The following is an 18,486-nucleotide window of genomic DNA, read 5'->3' as shown; positions in this document are numbered from 1 at the left end:
ACCGACCCCCGACCGGTGGCCGACGGGACTCAGTCCTGCTTGCGGTTCTCGACCAGTGCGAGCGCGTACGACTCCCACCACTGTCCGGCCGGTGGTCCGCCGTGGCAGGTGCCGTCGCTCAGGCCGGGGGTCTTCACCCAGAGCAGAGCGTCGAGCCGCGTCGTGCCGCCGGTGACGTGCGGCGCCTGCCCGAGTCCGGCGCCCGGCGGGTTGCACCACGTGCCCTTCCAGCCCTGACCGTTGCGCGAGACGTCGATGACGAAGTGCGGGTCGTCCCCGATCGCGTCGGCGAGCCGGTCCGCGTACGCACGTTCCTGGTCGACGCGGTAGAAGTTCGAGACGTTCGTGGCGAACCCCTGCACCCGGTCCACCCCCGCCTGCCGGAGCCACCCCGCCATCGTCGCGACGGGGACGCGGTTCTCGTTGCCGCCGTCCAGGTACACCGTGAGGCCGTGTCCGGTCAGCTCGTCGACGGCCTTCCGCAGCAGGTGCAGCCGGTCCTCGCCGAGCCGCTTGCACACGTGGATCTGCGCGATCGAGTCGGGTTCGACGAGCACCACGGCATGCGATCCGGCCATCGCCCGCACGGCCGAGCGCACCCACGGCAGGTAGTCGCGCTCGGTCGTCCCGCCGGCGGAGTAGCTGCCGCAGTCGCGGTCGGGGATCGCGTACAGGACGAACACCGGTGTCCGGTCCTGCTGCTCGGCGTCCCGTACGACACGACGGACGACCTGGCGGGTGGCGTCCTGCGACGGGTCGGTCAGCCAGGTCGCGACGGGCTGGTCCGCGATGACGTCGAGCCGGGACGCGGTGGTGGTGTCGCCGGCGGCCCGGGCGTCCGACTCCCGGCGCAGCGCCTGGTTGTCGGTCGCGGGCTGCTGGGCGAGGCCACCGGGGAAGGCCTGTGCCGCCGTGCGTCGGTCGGTCACGTCCCGGCCGTCCTGGTGATAGCCCGCGGGGAGCACGAGGAGGAGCGTCGTGACGAGGGCCGCGACCACGACGGCGGCGCCCCCGATCCACGTCCACTGGCGCCGACCGGCACCCCGGCGGCTGCGGTTCCCCTGCTCCGGCATGCGCCCATGCTGGCAGGTCCGGCCCGCTCCGGGGAACCGCGACCCGGCGTCCGCCCAGCCGGCCCGCCGGGATCTGCCAGCCGCGTGCACCGATACTGACCGGATGTTCCGGAAGACCCTGCTCCTCGCCGTCACCGTCGGCTACGCCTGGGTGATCTGGCGGATGACCCTCACCCCGCAGGTCTTCACGCACGCCCAGAGCGAGCTCGTCCTGCACGCAATCGCCTGGCTCCAGCAGTTGCCGCACGGCGCCTGGTTCGGCTACGACCGCGTCGAGTTCCTCGCGAACATCGCGATGTTCGTGCCGGTCGGGATGCTCGCGGCGCTGTGGTTGCCCCGCCGGTGGTGGTTGCTCGGCGCCGTCGTCGGCGTCGGCCTGTCCGTCGGCATCGAGGCAGCGCAGGCCGCCTGGCTGCCCTACCGCGTCGCGGACCCGCGGGACGTCCTGTCGAACGGCCTCGGTGGCCTGCTCGGCGCGACGCTCGTCGGACTCGTCCGGAGCCTGATGCCGGCCCCGCGCCGCCGCCGCCTGCGTGCCCGCACGGCCTGATCTCTGGTAGTCTCGTCCGGTTGCCGTCGAACGGCCGCGGACAAAGAGCGCTCGTGCATCAGGCACGGGCACCGCGCAACGACAGTTCTCGTTCAGAGGACAGGGAAGGGGATCATCCATGGCACTTGACGCGAAGGTCAAGCAGGAGATCATCGAAGAGTACGCGACCCACCCGGGCGACACCGGATCCCCCGAGGTCCAGGTCGCCGTTCTGACGCGTCGCATCAACGACCTGAACGAGCACCTCAAGGAGCACAAGCACGACCACCACTCGCGTCGTGGTCTGCTGCTCATGGTCGGCCAGCGTCGCCGCCTCCTCGGGTACCTCTCCGACGTCGACATCAGCCGCTACCGTGCGCTCATCGAGCGCCTCGGCCTGCGCCGATAAGGTCAGCGCCGCTGGTCGTCTCGCAGACACTGCTCGACCGAAGGCCCCGGTCCTCCTCGTGAGGACCGGGGCCTTCTCCGTTCCGGCGCACGACGGCGGGGAATGGTTGCGCCCGTCCGCCGGTTCGGTACGATGTTCATGCAAACGCATCGAAAGTCGGGAATCGCCATGACCACCATCGCCGTCGTCTCCGCCGGGCTCTCCGAGCCCAGCTCCACCCGCCTGCTCGCGGATCGCCTCGCCGGGTCGGCCGTCGCCGCGATCACGGCGGATCGGCCGGGAGGCTCGGTGGACGTCCGCCACGTCGAGTTGCGTCCGATCGCCCACGAGATCGTCGACGCGATGCTCACGGGGTTCGCGGCGCCGGGGCTCGCGGCCGCGCAGGCGACGGTCCTCGAGGCCGACGCCGTCGTGTTCGTCACACCGGTCTTCACCGCCGGGGTCAGCGGCCTGGCGAAGTCCTTCCTCGACGTGCTCGACAAGGACGCGATGACCGACGTGCCGGTGCTGCTCGCCGCCACGGGTGGCACGGCGCGCCACTCGCTCGCGATCGACCACGCGCTCCGTCCGGTCTTCGCGTACCTCCGCGCCGCGGTCGTGCCGACGGGCGTCTTCGCCGCGACCGACGACTGGGGGAGCCCGGAGGACGCGGCCGCCCTGGACGCACGCATCCGCCGGGCCGGGGTCGACCTGGCCTGGGCGATCCGATCCTCCCGGCGGACCCCGCAGCGGACCGACGCCCTTCCCGAGACGGTGGACTTCGCGTCGCTGCTCGGCGGACTCGGTCACTGACGCGCTCTTAGGGTCCTCATCGGATCCGCGGGGTGCGGCCGCAGCGCACGCACCGGGGACACCCGGGCCGGTCCGCGAGGCTCGTCGTGACGACGAGGAGGACCCATGGACGGCAACCGCAGGAACGGGCGACGCACCACCAGCGCGATCGTGAGCACGGCGGGACTGGTGGTCGCCGGGCTCACCGGCGCCGGGGTGTGGATCGGACACGAGGCCACGACCACGACCGGCACGAGCGCGACGGACTCCAGCACGACGAGCACGACCACGTCCGGTTCGAGCACGACGGACACGAGCACGTCCGGCTCGAGCACCACGGACTCGGGCAGCACCAGCTCGAGCGGCACCGGCACCGGCACCTCGGACCACGGCGTCTCGCAGGGGACCACCGGCGGGTCCGGCGCCTCCGACGCGACGACGACGGGATCGTGACCGTGCGCGCCGCCGCCGAGTGGGACCTCTGGACCACCACCGCCCGGGTCGTGCTCGACCGCCGGGACCGTCGGCACCTCGCCGCAGCCGAGGCCTGCGTGCGCGAGGTGACCGCAGCGGTCGACGCCGCGTGCACTCGGTTCCGCGCCGACTCCGAGCTCGTCGCCCGCGCCGACGCACTCGTCCGCGGCACCGAGGTCTCCCCACTCCTCGCGTCGCTCGTGCACCAGGCCGTCGACGCCGCGCGCCTGACGGACGGCGACGTCGACCCGACGCTCGGCCGCCGGATGGTGCGCCTGGGCTACGACGCCGCGTTCGTCGACGGTGCCCTCGTGACCGACGGGTCCGACCCCGAGGCATCGCCGGAGCTGCTCGCCAGGGCGTTCGACGACCGTCCGGCGTGGCAGCGGATCCTGCTCTCCGGCACGTTCCTGCGCGTCCCCGAGGGCGTCACGCTCGACCTCGGCGCGACCGCGAAGGCCGCCGCGGCGGACATGGCTGCGGCGAGCATCACGGCCCGCCTGGGCATCGGTGCACTGGTCTCGCTCGGCGGCGACGTCGCCACCGCCGGCCCGGACCCGTCCGGCGGCTGGCAGGTGCGGGTGCAGGACCTCGACGACGATCCCGTGGACCACGTGCGGATCGCCGCCGGCTGGTCCGTCGCGACGTCGAGCACGCAGAAGCGACGCTGGGAGCAGGACGGTCGGGCGCGGCACCACATCCTCGACCCGCGGTGGGGTCTGCCCGCCGAACCGGTCTGGCGCTCCGTGACGGTCGTGGCACCGTCCTGCGTGACGGCGAACTCGATGACGACCGCCGCCGTGGTGCGGGGGTACGCCGCCGTCGACTGGCTGCGGCAGAACGGGCGGGCGGCGCGGCTGGTCGCTGCCGACGGCTCGGTCGTGCGCCTCGGCGGCTGGCCGGCGGAGGACGCGGCCGCCGCCTGACCGGCCCGACGCTGCGTCACGCGAGCGCGCACCCGCGTCGCGGCGTCACCCGAGCCGGCACGAGCGGCGCGGCGTCACCCGAGCGCGCACGAGCGGCGTCGTCGGGCCGCGCACCCGCTCAGTACCAGTGCGGGTTCTCGCTCATCTCGTGGTTCCACGCGGCACAGGGCGAGCCGTACGCGTCGTGGATGTAGGCCAGGCCCCAGTTGATCTGCGTCGCCGCGTTCGTCCGCCAGTCCGCACCGGCCACGCCCATCTTGCTCGCCGGCAGGGACTGCGGGATGCCGTACGCCCCGCTCGACACGTTCAGGGCGTTCGCGCGCCACCCGGACTCCTGCGTCCAGAGCGACACCAGGCACGAGAACTGGTCCGAGCCCCACCCGTACGCCCCGATGGCGCTGCGGGCGTAGGCCTGGGCGCCGGCCGGGTCGACCACGACGCCGTCCGTGCTCGGGTACGCGTTGCCGGAGGACGCCGCGCCCGAGCTCCCCGGGGTCGCCTGCGCCTGCGCCTGCGCCGCCGCTGCTGCCTGCGCCGCGCGTGCCTGCGCCGCCGCCTGTGCGGCCACCGCCTGCCCGACGGCGTACTGCTGCTCGGTCGCCGCGGTCGTGTCCTTCAGCGAGGCGAGCTGCGCGTAGAGCTCGTCGCTGTGCTGCTGGGTGCTCGACACCGCCTGCGCCGCGGTCTTCGACGCCGCCGCGGCCGCGTCGGACTTCCGCTCGGCAGCCGACGCGAGCGACGCCCGCTCGTCCTCGGCGCGGGTCGCCTGCTCGTGCAGCGACGACGCGGTGTGGGCGGCGACCGAGGCGTCGTCGAGGACGTCCGTCCACGTGCCCGTCAGCTGGTCGAGCGCGCCGAGCTGGTAGAGCAGGTCGTCCGGGTCCTTCGCGGTCGCGATCCGGGTGGCCATCGCGTTCTCGCTGCCGTCCCGGTACAGGCTCGCGGCGAGCTGCCCGGCGCGGGCCTGGGCGCGGTCGGCCGTCTGCTGCGCGTCGTCGGCCTGGGCCTGGAGGCTCGTGGCGGCCTGGGTGGCGGCGCTGAGGTCCGCCTCGGCGGCGTCCGCGGCGGCCGACGCGTCGAGCGCGGTCTGCGACTTGGCGGCGGCGTCGGCCTGGGCGGCGTGCAGGGCGTCCTGCACGGTGCCGATCTCAGCCTGCTTCGCCTGCTCGTTGCCCTTCGCGGCCTGCACGTCCGCCCACGTGGGGTAGTCGGTGGCGCTCGCGGGCGCGGCGGTCATGGCGGGCACGACGAGCGCGCCGACGACCACGGCGGCCGCGACGAGCACGCTCCGGGACGGAGAGAGACGCATGGCGGCAGGCTAGCGGGGACACGCCCGTGTCACGGGCGCCTCGCCGCGCTGCGCCTGAGGGCTGGTAAAGTCCTCACCGTCCGGGGACCGTTCCCCGGGCGTCACGCTCAGTCGTGGCACACAACACTGCGCAGACCCGGCACGGAGCTGGTCATCGGTGGTGGCTCGCGGGCCGTTCGGAGTCCCGAGTGCTTCTACTGCTGGCCAGACATGCGTCCCGACCCCCTCGGCGCGCACGCACCGTCGGGTGCCGTCGCCCCGGTCTGCCGAACACGTCAAGGAGGCACCCTTTTGGAGGGTCCCGAGATCAAGTTCGCCGAGGCCGTCATCGACAACGGCAAGTTCGGCAAGCGCGTCGTCCGGTTCGAGACCGGCCGCCTCGCACAGCAGGCGCAGGGCGCGGTCGCCGCGTACCTCGACGAGGAGACCATGCTCCTCTCGGCCACCAGCGCCGGCAAGCACCCGCGGGAGGGCTTCGACTTCTTCCCGCTGACCGTCGACGTCGAGGAGCGCTCGTACGCCGCCGGCAAGATCCCCGGTTCGTTCTTCCGATCAGTGGGTCGCGTTCCCGAAGGCGTCGCAGCTCGCCGAGGCCGTCTTCGACCTCACGGTCGCCGGCCGCGTCGTCACCGACGACCAGGGCAACGAGGACGTCGCGATCATGATGGTCGAGGCCGAGGCCACCGAGCACAGCTGGGACCTCATCCAGGGCGGCGCGACCAAGCCGGACGAGGCCGTCGTCGCGCAGGGCCTCGAGGCGGCGAAGCCGTTCCTCAAGGTCCTCGTCGAGGCGCAGGCGAAGATGGCCGCCCAGTCGGCCAAGGAGATCCAGGACTACCCGGTCTTCCCGCCGTACGCCCCCGAGGTCTACGACGCGGTCGAGGCCCTCGCGCTCGACGAGCTCAAGGGCGTCTACCAGATCGCTGGCAAGCTCGAGCGTCAGGACAAGGACGACGCCCTCAAGGCGAAGGTCAAGGAGGCCATCGCGGCCAAGGTCGAGGCCGGGGAGCTCCCCGAGTCCGCCAACGGCCAGGTCAGCGGCGCCTACAAGTCGGTCACGAAGAAGGTCGTCCGCGGCCGCATCCTGACCGAGCAGGTCCGCATGGACGGCCGCGGCCTCGCCGACATCCGTCCGCTCGACGCCGAGGTCGCCGTGATCCCGCGCGTCCACGGTTCCGCGATCTTCCAGCGCGGTGAGACGCAGATCCTCGGCGTCACCACGCTGAACATGCTCAAGATGGAGCAGCAGATCGACTCGCTGTCGCCCGTCACGAAGAAGCGCTACCTGCACCACTACAACTTCCCGCCCTACTCGACCGGTGAGACCGGCCGTGTGGGTTCGCCGAAGCGTCGCGAGATCGGGCACGGGTTCCTCGCCGAGCGCGCCCTCGTGCCGGTGCTGCCGTCGCGCGAGGAGTTCCCCTACGCCATCCGTCAGGTGTCCGAGGCCCTCGGCTCCAACGGTTCGACGTCGATGGGGTCCGTCTGCGCCTCGACCCTGTCGCTCCTCAACGCCGGTGTGCCCCTCAAGGCCCCGGTCGCGGGCATCGCGATGGGCCTCGTCTCCGACACCGTCGACGGCCAGACCCGCTACGCGGCGCTGACCGACATCCTCGGTGCCGAGGACGCCCTCGGTGACATGGACTTCAAGGTCGCCGGCACGTCCGACTTCGTCACGGCGATCCAGCTCGACACGAAGCTCGACGGTATCCCCTCGTCGGTCCTCGACGCCGCGCTCAAGCAGGCCAAGGAAGCGCGCTCCGCGATCCTCGGCGTGCTGACCGAGGCGATCGACGCCCCCGACGAGATGGCCGACACCGCCCCGCGCGTCATCTCGGTGCAGATCCCCGTCGACAAGATCGGCGAGCTGATCGGCCCGAAGGGCAAGACGATCAACGGCATCCAGGACGAGACCGGTGCCGACATCTCGATCGAGGACGACGGCACCGTCTACATCGGCGCCGTCGACGGTCCCTCGGCCGAGGCCGCCCGTGCGCAGGTCAACGCGATCGCGAACCCGACGAACCCGGAGATCGGGGACCAGTTCCTCGGCACGGTCGTCAAGATCGCGACCTTCGGTGCCTTCGTGTCGCTGCTCCCGGGCCGCGACGGGCTGCTGCACGTCTCCGAGGTCCGCAAGCTCGCCGGTGGCAAGCGTGTGGAGAACGTCGAGGACGTCCTGGGCGTCGGCCAGAAGATCCTGGTCGAGGTCACCAAGGTGGACGACCGCGGCAAGCTGTCGCTCGCGCCGGTCGTCGCCGACGAGGTGGACACCGAGGGCCGCGAGGGCCACGAGAAGCACACCGAGGACAACGCCGAGGGTTGATCCCCGGCTGACCCACGACGGCCGTCACTCCCGCGGGAGTGACGGCCGTCGTCGTGTTCGGGGAGCGGGGCGTCAGGACGCCGGGGTCTCCTGCGTGCCGGTGAGCTGCGCGCGCCCGAGCAGGTGCTCGCGGAGCAGGAAGCCGACCACGGCAGGGGTGGCGTCGGCGGGGGCCTCGAGCACGGGCACGTCGAGCGCGCTCAGCGTGAACACGTACCGGTGCGGGCCGTGGCCGGCGGGCGGTGCGGCACCCAGGAAGGTGTCGGTCCCGTACTCGTTGCGGCGGCGGAGCGTCTCGGCGGGGAGCAGTGCGTCGTCGGTGCCGGCACCCTGGGGCAGCGAGGTCGTCGACGCCGGCAGGTCGGTCAGGCTCCAGTGCCAGAAGCCCGAGCCGGTCGGGGCGTCCGGGTCGTACACGGTGAGGACGTAGCTCTGCGTGCCCTCGGGCGCTCCGGACCACTCGAGCGCGGGGGAGCGGTCCTCGCCACCGGCGTCGGCGCCGCGCGCCCAGTCGGGCAGTGCGTCGCCGTCGGAGAAGTCGGGGCTCGTCAGGGTGAAGGTGGGGACCTCGGGGAGGTTCCAGTTGGGGTCGTTGGCCATGCCGCCAGCAAACACCCGGCTCCTGTCGCGGAGGTGGGACGGGTCGGACAGGAGGATCGTGGCGGGCCCCGCCACGATCCTCCAGTCCGTCGGTCGGGTCGGAGGCGAGGCGTCAGGCCGCGATGACGCGGTCGACCACGCGGCCGAGCGCTGCGGTCGCGGCGATCGCGTCGCCGGCGTACGCGCCGGCCATCGCGCCGTCGCGCGCGAGCATGAGCTCGTCGGCGCCGTCGCCGGGCAGCGGGTGCCCGGCGCGCTGCAGGAGCGAGGCGAGCTGGTCCGTGTACCAGTCGCGGTGGGTGGCGACGACCTCGCGCACGGGGTCGCGCGGGTCGTGGTACTCGGCGGCGGCGTTGAGGAACGCGCAGCCGCGGAACTCGGCACGACCGACCTCGTCGGAGACGGCGGCGACCCAGGCGCGGACCGCGGCCTCGGGGCTGGCGGCGTCGGCGACGAGCTGCTCGAAGCCGGCGCGGACGCGCTCGTGCTGGGTGCGCACGTAGGCGAGGATCAGGTTGTCCTTCGAGCCGTAGTGCTTGTAGAAGGTGGCCTTCGTGACGCTCGCCTCGGAGATGAGACGGTCGACGCCGACACCGCGGATGCCCTCTTCGTAGAACAGGCGCGTCGCGGTCTCGAGGATCCGGACCTTCGCGCCGCCGGAACGGGGAGCCGGGGGGACGCTCGACCCGTCCGGCGACGCGAGGTTCGTGCTCGGGCCGGGGAGACGCTGGACGGCCGGTTGGGGGGAATCGACCGTCACAGCGTTGCTCCTCGGACTCATCGGCTCCGCGGGGGAGTGGGGGGACTCCGCCGCGCGAGGACTGATGTCCCGAGCCATCGGGTCGGAATCTAGGGGGGCTTCCGACCCGATGCAAGAACTGTACCACGGGGAGGACAGACAGACGAGTCTTTCTATCCTCATCCGATGTACCCCAGTTCGAGGCACGCGCTGTGGGCATGGGGAAACTGGGCGGTCGGCTCCCGAGGGTCAGTAGGCTCGTCTGCGATGAACCAGCCAGTACCGCTGCCGCTCGAGGCCCCGGACACGTCCTTCCTGACGTCCGGTGGTGCCTTCGTCCGTCGGACCGTGCTGCCCTCCGGTGTCCGGGTCCTCACCGAGTCGGTCCCCGGAGCCAGTTCCACGAGCCTCGGCTTCTGGGTCGGCGTCGGGTCCCGCGACGAACGCGAGGGCCAGTTCGGCTCCACGCACTTCCTCGAGCACCTGCTCTTCAAGGGCACCGAGCGACGCAGTGCCCTCGACATCGCGATCTCCTTCGACTCGGTCGGCGGCGAGCACAACGCCGCGACCGCGAAGGAGTACACCTGCTACTACGCCCGCGTCCGGGACACCGACGTCCCGATGGCGGTCGAGGTGATCGGGGACATGGTGACCGGTTCGGTGCTCGATGCCGAGGCGTTCGACGTCGAACGCGGCGTCATCCTCGAGGAGCTCGCGATGGCCGCGGACGACCCGGCCGACGTCGCGGGCGAGGCGTTCTTCGCCGCGGCCTTCGACGGGCACCCGCTCGGCCGACCGATCGGCGGGACGCCCGAGAGCATCCGCGCGGTCGGGCGCGCCGAGGTCCTGGACCACTACCGCGAGCACTACGCACCGAACGGCATCGTGGTGACCGCCGCCGGTGCCGTCGACCACGACCGCTTCCGCGAACTCGTCGAGCACGTCTTCCGGGACGCCCCGCACGCGTCGCCGCTGGCCCGGCGGACGCCGCAGCCCGTGGCGGACCCGGCCGTGCCGAAGCTCACCGTCGCGCACCGTCCGACCGAGCAGGTCAGCATGCTCCGCGGCTCGCAGGGTCTCGACCTCCGTGACGAGCGCCGCCCCGTGCTCAGCGTCCTGAACGCCGTCCTCGGTGGCGGGATGAGCTCGCGGCTCTTCCAGGAGGTCCGTGAGCGCCGGGGGCTCGCCTACGCGGTGTCCTCCTTCGCACCGGCGTACCTGGACAACGGAGCCTTCGGGGTCTACGCGGGCTGCGCCCCCGACAACGTCGCCGGGGTCGTCGAGATCATCGACGCCGAGTTCCGCCGCATGGTCGACGACGGCATCACCGACGATGAACTCCGCCGCGCGAAGGGCCAGATCGAGGGTGCGCTGACGCTCTCGCTCGAGGACAGCGACGCCCGCATGACGCGACTCGGCCGGTCCGAGCTCGGCACCGGCGAGTTCACCGACCTCGGCACCGCCCTGCAGCGGGTCGACCGGGTGACCCCGGCGGACGTCCTCGACCTCGCCCGCGACCTGCTCACCCGGCCGACCATCACCTCGGTCGTGGGGGCCGTCCAGCGCGACGAGCTCGCGGCCGCCATCAACGCCGAGGGGTGACCGACGTGTCGCACTACCTGTACCTCGTCCGGCACGGTGAGCACCAGGACGCCGAGCACGGCCTGCGGGACGGCAAGCTCTCGGAGCGCGGGAAGCGCCAGGCGATGCTCGTGGCCGACCGGCTCGGCGGGGTGCCGTTCGACGGCGTGTACCACTCGCCGCTCGACGCCCCGAGCGAGACCGCGGCGTTCCTCGCCCAGCGTCTGCCGTCGATCCAGCCGGAGCCCTCGACCCTGCTCTTCGACTGCATCCCCTCCGGTCCGACCCCGGACATGCCGCACGCCTACCAGGGCTGGTACGGCGGCGTCACGGAAGAGGAGATCGTCGCGGGCCAGGCGCAGATGGGCGACGCCGTCGCGGAGTGGTTCACGCCGGCACGCGAGGACCGCCACGACCTGCTCATCACGCACAACGCCGTCATCGGCTGGTTCGTGCGCGAGGCGTTCCAGGCGCCGGAGTGGCGGTGGATGGGGACGAACGTCGCGCACACGGCACTGACGATCATCCGGATCCGCTCCGCCAAGCCGGCCGAGGTCGTCACCCTCAACGACCTCGCGCACCTGCCGGTCGAGCTCCGCACGGGGCTGCCGGTCGACCAGCCGGTCTAGGGACGTCGACCGTCCCGGGCGGGCTTCAGCCGACCGGTCGCCGGTACCAGGCCGTCGCGTTCGGGTTCTCGTTGAACGGCGCGACCCGCTCGTAGCCGCGGCCGCGGTACATCGCGCCGGCCGCGACGAGCGAGTCGTTCGTGTCGAGGACGACGCTCGTCGCCCCGAACCCGCGGGCAGCGTCCTCGAGCGCGTCCATCACCGCGGTCGCCACACCCTTCCCGCGACCGACCGGGGTCACGTACACGTGCTTGACCTCGAAGCGGACGTCGTCCCCGTCGTCGGCGATCCGGCGGAGCCCGCCGCACCCGATGGGCCGGTCGTCGTCGTACGCCACGACGAAGGTGCCGTTCGGCGGCACGAACTCCGCCGCCGGGGTGCGCTTCCGCGAGTAGGACCCCTGCGCGCTCGGGAACGTGGCCTCGCGCTCGTCGAGGTACGCGTCGAGCAGCGCGTCGACCTCGGGGGCGTCGGCGGGCACGGGCCTGACCTGGAGCGGCATGGTCCGATCCTAGGATGGGAGCCATGGTCACTCCCGTCGCCGTCGTCGGCGCCACCGGTCGTCTCGGGGGCCTCGTGGCCTCCGTGGTCGAATCCCTCGACGGCTTCGAGCTCGTCGCATCCCTGTCGTCGCGGGACGGCGCGCACGAGGCACCGCCGTCGGTGTTCGCCGGCGCCGCACTCGTCGTCGACGTGACCGTCCCGGCGCTCAGCCCGGCGATCGTCGACAACGCCCTCGCGAGCGGCGCGAACGTGCTCGTCGGCACCTCCGGCTGGTCGTCCGACCGGCTCGCGAAGCTCCGCGCCGGGCTCGAGGCCCGACCCGACCAGGGGGTCCTCGTCGTGCCGAACTTCTCGATCGGCTCGGTGCTCGCGACGCACCTCGCCACGATCGCCGCGCCGTGGTTCCCCGCGGTCGAGATCGTCGAGACGCACCACGCCGGCAAGGTCGACTCGCCGTCCGGGACCGCCGTGCGGACCGCGGAGCTCATCGCGGACGCCCGGCGCGAGGTCGGCCCCGTCGACGCCCCGCACGTCGACCAGCGCGCCCGCGGGCAGCAGGTCGCGAGCGTCCCGATCCACTCGCTTCGGCTCCCAGGGGTCAAGGCCGTCCAGGACGTGCACCTGAGCGGTCCCGGCGAGACCGTCACGATCCGCCACGACACGAACGACGACGTCGCGTACGTCGCCGGCATCCGGGCGGCGCTCGCCCACGTGGTCGACGCCCGTGGCCTGACGGTCGGGCTCGGCAGCGTCCTCGGCGTCGGCTGAGCGGCACGCCGTGCTCCGATCGTTCCGCTCGCCGTTCTGGCCTGCCGCCCTGATGGCCGCCCTGCTCCTGCTCTACATCGTCGTCGTGGGGCAGCGCGCCGTCGCGTTCATGGCGACGGGGCAGCCGATCGGCATCGGCATCGGTGTCGCGCTGGTCGTGGTGGCCCTGATCGGCGCGCTCCTGCTCGTGCTCGAGTTCCGCTTCGGGATCCGCATCACCCGGCTCGGTCGTCGCCTCGAGCGCGAGGGCGGCACCCCGCAGGACGTCGTGCCGCTCATGCCGAGCGGCCGCCCCGACCGTGCGGCGGCCGACGAGGTCTTCCCGCGGTACAAGGCCGCGGTCGAGGCCGACCCCGACGACTGGCGGGCCTGGTTCCGGCTCGGTGTCGTCTACGACGCCGCGGGTGACCGCAAGCGTGCGCGGGCCGCGATGCGGACGGCGCTCGCCACCGCGCGCACCGACCGACGGGCGGACGGACCGACGGCCTGACGGACAGGAGGCTCGTGGCGGGCCCGCCACGAGCCTCCTGTCCGGTCGACGGTCGCGACCGCCGCGACGTCCGTGCGGATCAGAAGGCGGCGTCGACCGCGCTCTCGGCGTACCGGTGGCGGAACGTGTAGCCGGACTCCTCGAGCTTCCGCGGCACCATCTGCTGGTTCGACAGGAGCATCTCGTCGGCCGCCTGGCGCAGCACCAGCCGCAGCGCGAAGGCCGGCACACCGAGCAGGTACGGCCGGTGCAGGTCCTGCGCGACGCGCTTCGTGATCCGGTCGGCGACCGCCGGCTCCGGACCCGCGAGGTTCACCGGGCCGGACACCTGCGCGGCGTGCGGGCTCGTCGCGAGGTGGACGATCGCGCCGACCTCGTCCTCGAGCGCGATCCACGGCCAGAACTGACCGCCCGTGCCGAGCTTGCTACCGAGGCCGGCCTTCGTCAGCGGGACGAGGGGCGCGAGCGCACCGCCGCCCTGGCCGACGACGATGCCGGTGCGGAGCAGCACGACCCGGACGCCCTCGGGGGCGGCGGTCGCGGCGGCCTCCCACTTCGTGCAGACGTCGGCGAGGAACCCGCTGCCGGCCACGGCGTCGTCGTCGAGCACGTCCGTCGGGCGGTCCCCGTAGACGCCGGAGGCCGACCCGGACAGGAAGAGCGCCGGGGGGTTCGCGGCACGGCGCATGGCCTCGACCAGGGTGTCCGTCGCCTGCACGCGGGACTCGAGGATCTCGCGCTTGTAGGACTCGGTCCACGGGAGCTTGCCGATGTTCGCTCCGGCGAGGTTGATGACGACGTCCGCGCCGTCGAGGACCGCGGGGTCGAGCGGACGGGTGCCGGGGGACCAGCGGAACGCGCTCGCGGTGCGGGGCTCGCTGCGGGTCAGGGTCGTGACGTGGTGTCCGGCCTCGCGGAGGGCGTGCACGAGGGGGGTCCCGATGAAGCCGGACGCGCCGGCGACGAGGATCGAGAGGGGCTCTGTCGACATGCTCGCAACGCTACTCATCGGACGTAGGCTCTTGTCGTGACCGAGACCGTGCAGCCCGATCCCACCGTCCCCACCCCTTACGAGGACCTGCTGCGGCGGGTGCTCGAGGAGGGGGCACCGAAGGGCGACCGGACCGGGACCGGGACGCGGAGCATCTTCGGGGCGCAGCTGCGGTACGACCTGTCGCAGGGCTTCCCGCTCGTCACGACGAAGCGCGTGCACTTCAAGTCCGTCGCGTACGAGCTGCTCTGGTTCCTGCGCGGCGACGGCAACGCGCGGTGGCTGCAGGAGCACGGCGTCCGCATCTGGAACGAGTGGGCCGACGAGGACGGCGACCTCGGCCCGGTGTACGGCGTGCAGTGGCGCTCGTGGCCGACGCCGTCGGGGGAGCACGTCGACCAGATCGCCCAGGTCATCGAGCAGATCCGCACGAACCCGGACTCCCGCCGGCTGATCGTGTCGGCCTGGAACGTCGCGGACGTGCCGGACATGGCGCTCGCCCCGTGCCACGCGTTCTTCCAGTTCTTCGTCAACGACGGCAAGCTGTCGTGCCAGCTGTACCAGCGCAGCGCGGACATGTTCCTCGGCGTCCCCTTCAACATCGCGTCCTACGCCCTGCTCACGCACATGATCGCGGCGCAGACCGGGCTCGAGGTCGGCGACTTCGTGTGGACCGGCGGCGACTGCCACGTCTACGACAACCACGTCGACCAGGTGCGTGAGCAGCTGTCCCGCACGGCCTACCCCTACCCGACGCTCGAGCTCGCCCCGCGCGACTCGATCGACGACTACGAGTACGAGGACTTCACTGTCGTCGGGTACGAGCACCACCCGGCGATCAAGGCCGCGGTCGCCGTCTGATGGCGTGGACCGAGCCCGTCCGCGGCGTCGGCATGGTGTGGGCGCGCACCGCGTCCGGGGTCATCGGCGCCGACGGCGGCATCCCGTGGCACGTGCCCGAGGACCTCGCGCACTTCCGGCAGGTCACCGGCGACGGGGTCGTCGTGATGGGCCGTCGCACGTGGGACTCGCTGCCACCGCGGTTCCGTCCGCTGCCCGGACGCCGGAACGTCGTGCTGACGCGCGACCCGGCGTGGACGGCCGACGGGGCCGAGGTGGCTCACGACCTGGGGGCCGCCCTCGACACCGACGAGCCCGTGTGGGTGATGGGCGGGGGCGCCGTGTACGCCGAGGCGCTGCCGTTCGCCGACCGGGTGTCCGAGACGATCGTCGACCTGGACGTCCCCGGCGACACCCGGGCGCCGGAGCTCGGCGACGGGTGGACCCTCGTCGAGGACGGCCCCTGGCAGGAGTCGCGCGTGGACGCCACCCGCTACCGGTTCCGGGAGTGGCGTCGCGCGGAGCGGTCCTGACGGCCGCCGCGCCCGGACCCGCCGGGCGGCACCGGACCGTCCGTCCGCCGCGCACCGTCCGGGCGGACTGCCGGCCCGGCGCACCGGGCCGGTACGCTGGTCCGCGTGTCCCCGCGTGAGAATCCCTTCGGTCAGGTCCTCGTCGCCCTCGTGACGCCGTTCACGGCCGACGGCGAGGTCGACTGGCCCGGCGTCGAGCAGCACATCGACGGCTGCATCACCGCCGGCGCCGACGGCATCGTCGTCACCGGGACGACCGGCGAGACGTCGACGCTGACCGACCCGGAGAAGCTCCGCCTGGTCGAGGTCGGCAAGTCCGTGGCCGCCGGCCGCGCGAAGATCATCACCGGCGGTGGCTCGAACGAGACCGCGCACGCCATCCACCTGTACAAGCAGAGCGAGAAGGCCGGCGCCGACGGTGTGATGATCGTCACGCCGTACTACAACAAGCCGACGCAGGCCGGTGTCCTCACGCACTTCCGGATGATCGCCGACGCGACCGACCTGCCGGTCATCCTGTACGACATCCCCGGCCGCACGGGCATCCCGATCACGTACGAAACCATCGTGCGGGCGTCGCACCACCCGAACATCCTCGCGGTGAAGGACGCCAAGGGCGACTTCGCCGAGGTGTCCCGCGTGCTCAACAACACCGACCTCATGTACTTCTCGGGCGACGACACGAACGTCCTGCCGCACCTGTCGATCGGCGCGACCGGGCTGATCGGCGTCACCGCGAACATCACGAGCACGCCGTACCGCACCATCGTCGACGCCGTGAACCGCGGCGACCTGGCGACCGCGACCGCCGAGCACAAGCGCGTCGAACCCCTGGTCCGTGCGATCATGACCCACGTCCCCGGGACCGTCGCGGCGAAGTACGTGCTGCACGGACTCGGCCGCATCGGCAGCCCGCGCGTCCGGCTGCCGCTCGTCGGCCCCGAGGACACCGAGGCCTACGCCATCGAGACCTCCCTCGAAGCGGTCCGGGACATCCCCGGCGCCGACTTCTCGAACTTCCGCCCGGACCGCAACGCAGCGGCGGGCGGCGCACTGCCGAAGGTGCCAGGCACCACACGTTAGGAAGACCGCGGCGCAGCACCAGCGCGTCGCACGACAGTCAGGACCGAATGCCCACCCAGATCTCCACACCGCAGCCGCTCGAACCCGGCACCCTCCGCGTGATCCCCGTCGGGGGTCTCGGCGAGATCGGTCGCAACATGACCGTGTACGAGTTCGACGGCAAGCTGCTCGTCGTCGACGCCGGCGTGCTCTTCCCCGAGGAGCACCAGCCCGGCGTCGACCTCATCCTGCCGGACTTCGGGCCGATCCGGGACCGCCTCGACGACGTCCTCGGTGTCGTGCTCACGCACGGGCACGAGGACCACATCGGCGCAGTGCCCTACCTGCTCAAGCTCAAGGGCGACATCCCCCTGATCGGCTCCACCCTGACCCTCGCGCTCGTCGAGGCGAAGCTCAAGGAACACCGGATCAAGCCGTACACGCTCGTCGTGGCCGAGGACCAGACCGAGCAGCTCGGCCCGTTCCACCTCGAGTTCGTCGCTGTGAACCACTCCATCCCGGACGCGCTCGCCGTCGCGATCACGACCGGCGCCGGCCGTGTGCTCCACACCGGCGACTTCAAGATGGACCAGCTGCCGCTCGACGACCGGATCACCGACCTCCGCGCGTTCGCCCGCCTCGGCGAAGCGGGCGTCGACCTGTTCCTGCCGGACTCCACGAACGCCGACGTCCCGGGCTTCACCGCGCCCGAGCGCGACATCGGACCCGTGCTCGAGAACGTCATCACGCGCGCCCGCAAGAAGGTCGTCGTCGCGAGCTTCTCGTCGCACGTGCACCGCGTGCAGCAGGTCCTCGACGCCGCGGCGGCCGCGAACCGCAAGGTCGCGTTCATGGGCCGCTCGATGATCCGCAACATGACGATCGCCGCCGAGCTCGGGTACCTGCGTGTGCCGGAGGACGTGCTGATCGACACGAAGAAGGCGAGGAACGTCCCCGACGACCAGATCGTCTACATGTCGACCGGGTCCCAGGGCGAGCCGATGGCCGTCCTCGCGCGCATGGCCAACCTCGAGCACCAGATCGAGATCGGCGAGGGCGACACCGTGATCCTGGCGTCGAGCCTGATCCCCGGCAACGAGAACGCCGTGTACCGCGTGATCGACGGCCTGACGAAGCTCGGCGCGAAGGTCGTGCACAAGGGCAACGCGAAGGTGCACGTCTCCGGGCACGCCTCGGCCGGCGAGCTGCTGTACTGCTACAACATCCTGCGCCCGAAGAACGTGCTCCCCGTGCACGGCGAGCACCGGCACCTGTACGCGAACGCCGACCTGGCGATCCAGACGGGTGTCCCGCCGCGGAACGTCATCCTCGGCCAGGACGGCATCGTCGTCGACCTCAAGGACGGGGCCGTCACGGTCGCCGGCCAGCTGGACATCGGCTACGTCTACGTCGACGGCTCCACCGTCGGCGAGATCACCGACGCCGACCTCAAGGACCGCCGGGTCCTCGCCGAAGAGGGCTTCATCTCCGTCTTCTGCGCGGTCGACTTCACGACCGGTCAGTGCGTCGTCGGCCCCGAGATCCAGTCGCGCGGCTTCGCCGAGGACGACTCGGTCTTCGACAGCGTCCGCCCGCAGATCACCAAGGCGCTCGCCGAGGCGGCCGCCAACGGCACGCGCGACTCGCACGCGTTCAGCCAGGTGGTGCGGCGCACGGTTGGCCGCTGGGTCAACACCAAGCACCGCCGCCGTCCGATGATCGTCCCGGTGGTCATCGAGGCGTAGGCGGCGCGCAGCGCTGCAGCGAGAACCGGCCTGGAGGCACGGTGCGGGTCCGTCACGGACCCCGCCCCGTGCCTCCAGGCCGTTCCGCACCCCGTGACGGGCCGGCGGGGTCTGGACGGTCCCGGCCCGGCGGCCAACCTGTTTCATCCCACAGGATGACGCGCATCTGGAATACCAGTCGCTACCG

The 18,486-nt window shown here is 72.3% G+C and carries 19 protein-coding genes and 1 pseudogene; 14 read left to right on the top strand and 6 right to left on the bottom strand.

Annotated features, from left to right (window positions below; genetic code table 11):
* Positions 1-29 precede the first annotated feature (29 nt).
* Complete coding sequence (locus HUN59_RS12955) at positions 30-1,073, bottom strand: glycoside hydrolase family 6 protein (protein ID WP_174778574.1); 1,044 nt, start codon at positions 1,071-1,073, stop codon at positions 30-32.
* Between the two features lie 103 nt (positions 1,074-1,176).
* Between HUN59_RS12955 and HUN59_RS12950 the strand changes: the two genes are divergently transcribed.
* The 5 genes from HUN59_RS12950 to HUN59_RS12930 all read left to right on the top strand — a co-directional run bounded on the left by HUN59_RS12950 (position 1,177) and on the right by HUN59_RS12930 (position 4,182).
* Complete coding sequence (locus HUN59_RS12950) at positions 1,177-1,623, top strand: VanZ family protein (protein WP_174778573.1); 447 nt, start codon at positions 1,177-1,179, stop codon at positions 1,621-1,623.
* A gap of 118 nt (positions 1,624-1,741) precedes the next feature.
* The gene (gene rpsO, locus HUN59_RS12945; protein WP_058742593.1) at positions 1,742-2,011 is read left to right on the top strand and encodes a 30S ribosomal protein S15; all 270 of its coding nucleotides are present in this window, start codon (positions 1,742-1,744) and stop codon (positions 2,009-2,011) included.
* A 168-nt stretch (positions 2,012-2,179) separates the two neighbouring features.
* On the top strand, positions 2,180-2,803 hold the full coding sequence (locus tag HUN59_RS12940; RefSeq protein WP_058742594.1) for a CE1759 family FMN reductase: 624 nt from the start codon (positions 2,180-2,182) through the stop codon (positions 2,801-2,803).
* A gap of 105 nt (positions 2,804-2,908) precedes the next feature.
* Positions 2,909-3,235, top strand: coding sequence for a hypothetical protein (locus tag HUN59_RS12935; protein WP_174777125.1), 327 nt, complete (start codon positions 2,909-2,911; stop codon positions 3,233-3,235).
* The gene (locus HUN59_RS12930; RefSeq protein WP_217483551.1) at positions 3,232-4,182 is read left to right on the top strand and encodes an FAD:protein FMN transferase; all 951 of its coding nucleotides are present in this window, start codon (positions 3,232-3,234) and stop codon (positions 4,180-4,182) included. Before HUN59_RS12935 ends, HUN59_RS12930 begins: the two co-directional genes overlap by 4 nt.
* A 118-nt stretch (positions 4,183-4,300) precedes the next feature.
* Here the strand turns inward: HUN59_RS12930 and HUN59_RS12925 are convergent, their stop codons facing one another.
* The gene (locus HUN59_RS12925) at positions 4,301-5,491 is read right to left on the bottom strand and encodes a coiled-coil domain-containing protein (RefSeq protein WP_174778572.1); all 1,191 of its coding nucleotides are present in this window, start codon (positions 5,489-5,491) and stop codon (positions 4,301-4,303) included.
* 291 nt (positions 5,492-5,782) lie between these two features.
* On the opposite strand from HUN59_RS12925, the pseudogene HUN59_RS12920 reads away from it, so the two are divergent.
* Positions 5,783-7,817: pseudogene (locus tag HUN59_RS12920) on the top strand (polyribonucleotide nucleotidyltransferase).
* Between the two features lie 72 nt (positions 7,818-7,889).
* Here HUN59_RS12920 and HUN59_RS12915 read toward each other — a convergent pair.
* Both HUN59_RS12915 and HUN59_RS12910 read right to left on the bottom strand, forming a co-directional pair.
* Complete coding sequence (locus tag HUN59_RS12915) at positions 7,890-8,417, bottom strand: YbhB/YbcL family Raf kinase inhibitor-like protein (protein ID WP_174778571.1); 528 nt, start codon at positions 8,415-8,417, stop codon at positions 7,890-7,892.
* Between the two features lie 112 nt (positions 8,418-8,529).
* Positions 8,530-9,177 (bottom strand): TetR/AcrR family transcriptional regulator, encoded by a 648-nt coding sequence (locus tag HUN59_RS12910; RefSeq protein WP_058742598.1) that lies wholly within the window; start codon positions 9,175-9,177, stop codon positions 8,530-8,532.
* 246 nt (positions 9,178-9,423) lie between these two features.
* Here HUN59_RS12910 and HUN59_RS12905 point away from each other — a divergent pair, with 246 nt between their 5' ends.
* Both HUN59_RS12905 and HUN59_RS12900 read left to right on the top strand, forming a co-directional pair.
* The gene (locus tag HUN59_RS12905) at positions 9,424-10,758 is read left to right on the top strand and encodes a M16 family metallopeptidase (protein WP_174778570.1); all 1,335 of its coding nucleotides are present in this window, start codon (positions 9,424-9,426) and stop codon (positions 10,756-10,758) included.
* 5 nt (positions 10,759-10,763) lie between these two features.
* Positions 10,764-11,366, top strand: coding sequence for a histidine phosphatase family protein (locus tag HUN59_RS12900; protein ID WP_111227629.1), 603 nt, complete (start codon positions 10,764-10,766; stop codon positions 11,364-11,366).
* Between the two features lie 25 nt (positions 11,367-11,391).
* Here HUN59_RS12900 and HUN59_RS12895 read toward each other — a convergent pair whose 3' ends face one another.
* Positions 11,392-11,868: a GNAT family N-acetyltransferase gene (locus HUN59_RS12895; protein ID WP_174778569.1), complete on the bottom strand. Its 477-nt coding sequence runs from the start codon at positions 11,866-11,868 to the stop codon at positions 11,392-11,394.
* A gap of 23 nt (positions 11,869-11,891) precedes the next feature.
* Here HUN59_RS12895 and HUN59_RS12890 point away from each other — a divergent pair, with 23 nt between their 5' ends.
* Positions 11,892-12,638 carry a 4-hydroxy-tetrahydrodipicolinate reductase gene (locus HUN59_RS12890; protein WP_144802067.1) on the top strand — a complete coding sequence of 249 codons (747 nt, stop codon included), beginning with the start codon at positions 11,892-11,894 and terminating at the stop codon, positions 12,636-12,638.
* A 52-nt stretch (positions 12,639-12,690) separates the two neighbouring features.
* On the top strand, positions 12,691-13,128 hold the full coding sequence (locus HUN59_RS12885) for a tetratricopeptide repeat protein (protein WP_058742608.1): 438 nt from the start codon (positions 12,691-12,693) through the stop codon (positions 13,126-13,128).
* A gap of 79 nt (positions 13,129-13,207) precedes the next feature.
* On the opposite strand, the gene HUN59_RS12880 is transcribed toward HUN59_RS12885, so the two are convergent.
* Positions 13,208-14,119: a TIGR01777 family oxidoreductase gene (locus HUN59_RS12880; protein ID WP_254629876.1), complete on the bottom strand. Its 912-nt coding sequence runs from the start codon at positions 14,117-14,119 to the stop codon at positions 13,208-13,210.
* A 36-nt stretch (positions 14,120-14,155) separates the two neighbouring features.
* On the opposite strand from HUN59_RS12880, the gene HUN59_RS12875 reads away from it, so the two are divergent.
* The 4 genes from HUN59_RS12875 (at position 14,156) to HUN59_RS12860 (ending at position 18,299) form a co-directional block, all read left to right on the top strand.
* Positions 14,156-14,980 carry a thymidylate synthase gene (locus HUN59_RS12875; RefSeq protein WP_231050428.1) on the top strand — a complete coding sequence of 275 codons (825 nt, stop codon included), beginning with the start codon at positions 14,156-14,158 and terminating at the stop codon, positions 14,978-14,980.
* A complete protein-coding gene (locus tag HUN59_RS12870; protein WP_058742942.1) occupies positions 14,980-15,492 on the top strand; it encodes a dihydrofolate reductase in 513 nt (170 codons plus the stop codon). Before HUN59_RS12875 ends, HUN59_RS12870 begins: the two co-directional genes overlap by 1 nt.
* 105 nt (positions 15,493-15,597) lie before the next feature.
* Complete coding sequence (dapA, locus tag HUN59_RS12865; RefSeq protein ID WP_174778567.1) at positions 15,598-16,575, top strand: 4-hydroxy-tetrahydrodipicolinate synthase; 978 nt, start codon at positions 15,598-15,600, stop codon at positions 16,573-16,575.
* Between the two features lie 47 nt (positions 16,576-16,622).
* Positions 16,623-18,299 (top strand): ribonuclease J, encoded by a 1,677-nt coding sequence (locus tag HUN59_RS12860; protein WP_058742943.1) that lies wholly within the window; start codon positions 16,623-16,625, stop codon positions 18,297-18,299.
* Positions 18,300-18,486 lie beyond the last annotated feature (187 nt).

This window comes from Curtobacterium sp. Csp2 (assembly GCF_013347165.1).
Note: the sequence above shows the minus strand (reverse complement) of the source record. Positions and strands in the feature narration are given on the sequence as shown.

What these genes read in the sequence shown, in the direction of transcription:
- HUN59_RS12955 (WP_174778574.1), bottom strand. Translation starts at nt 1,073, where the DNA reads ATGCCGGAGCAGGGGAACCGCAGCCGCCGGGGTGCCGGTCGGCGCCAG.
- HUN59_RS12950 (WP_174778573.1), top strand. Translation starts at nt 1,177, where the DNA reads ATGTTCCGGAAGACCCTGCTCCTCGCCGTCACCGTCGGCTACGCCTGG.
- rpsO (WP_058742593.1), top strand. Translation starts at nt 1,742, where the DNA reads ATGGCACTTGACGCGAAGGTCAAGCAGGAGATCATCGAAGAGTACGCG.
- HUN59_RS12940 (WP_058742594.1), top strand. Translation starts at nt 2,180, where the DNA reads ATGACCACCATCGCCGTCGTCTCCGCCGGGCTCTCCGAGCCCAGCTCC.
- HUN59_RS12935 (WP_174777125.1), top strand. Translation starts at nt 2,909, where the DNA reads ATGGACGGCAACCGCAGGAACGGGCGACGCACCACCAGCGCGATCGTG.
- HUN59_RS12925 (WP_174778572.1), bottom strand. Translation starts at nt 5,491, where the DNA reads ATGCGTCTCTCTCCGTCCCGGAGCGTGCTCGTCGCGGCCGCCGTGGTC.
- HUN59_RS12915 (WP_174778571.1), bottom strand. Translation starts at nt 8,417, where the DNA reads ATGGCCAACGACCCCAACTGGAACCTCCCCGAGGTCCCCACCTTCACC.
- HUN59_RS12905 (WP_174778570.1), top strand. Translation starts at nt 9,424, where the DNA reads ATGAACCAGCCAGTACCGCTGCCGCTCGAGGCCCCGGACACGTCCTTC.
- HUN59_RS12895 (WP_174778569.1), bottom strand. Translation starts at nt 11,868, where the DNA reads ATGCCGCTCCAGGTCAGGCCCGTGCCCGCCGACGCCCCCGAGGTCGAC.
- HUN59_RS12890 (WP_144802067.1), top strand. Translation starts at nt 11,892, where the DNA reads ATGGTCACTCCCGTCGCCGTCGTCGGCGCCACCGGTCGTCTCGGGGGC.
- HUN59_RS12885 (WP_058742608.1), top strand. Translation starts at nt 12,691, where the DNA reads ATGGCCGCCCTGCTCCTGCTCTACATCGTCGTCGTGGGGCAGCGCGCC.
- HUN59_RS12880 (WP_254629876.1), bottom strand. Translation starts at nt 14,119, where the DNA reads ATGTCGACAGAGCCCCTCTCGATCCTCGTCGCCGGCGCGTCCGGCTTC.
- HUN59_RS12870 (WP_058742942.1), top strand. Translation starts at nt 14,980, where the DNA reads ATGGCGTGGACCGAGCCCGTCCGCGGCGTCGGCATGGTGTGGGCGCGC.
- HUN59_RS12860 (WP_058742943.1), top strand. Translation starts at nt 16,623, where the DNA reads ATGCCCACCCAGATCTCCACACCGCAGCCGCTCGAACCCGGCACCCTC.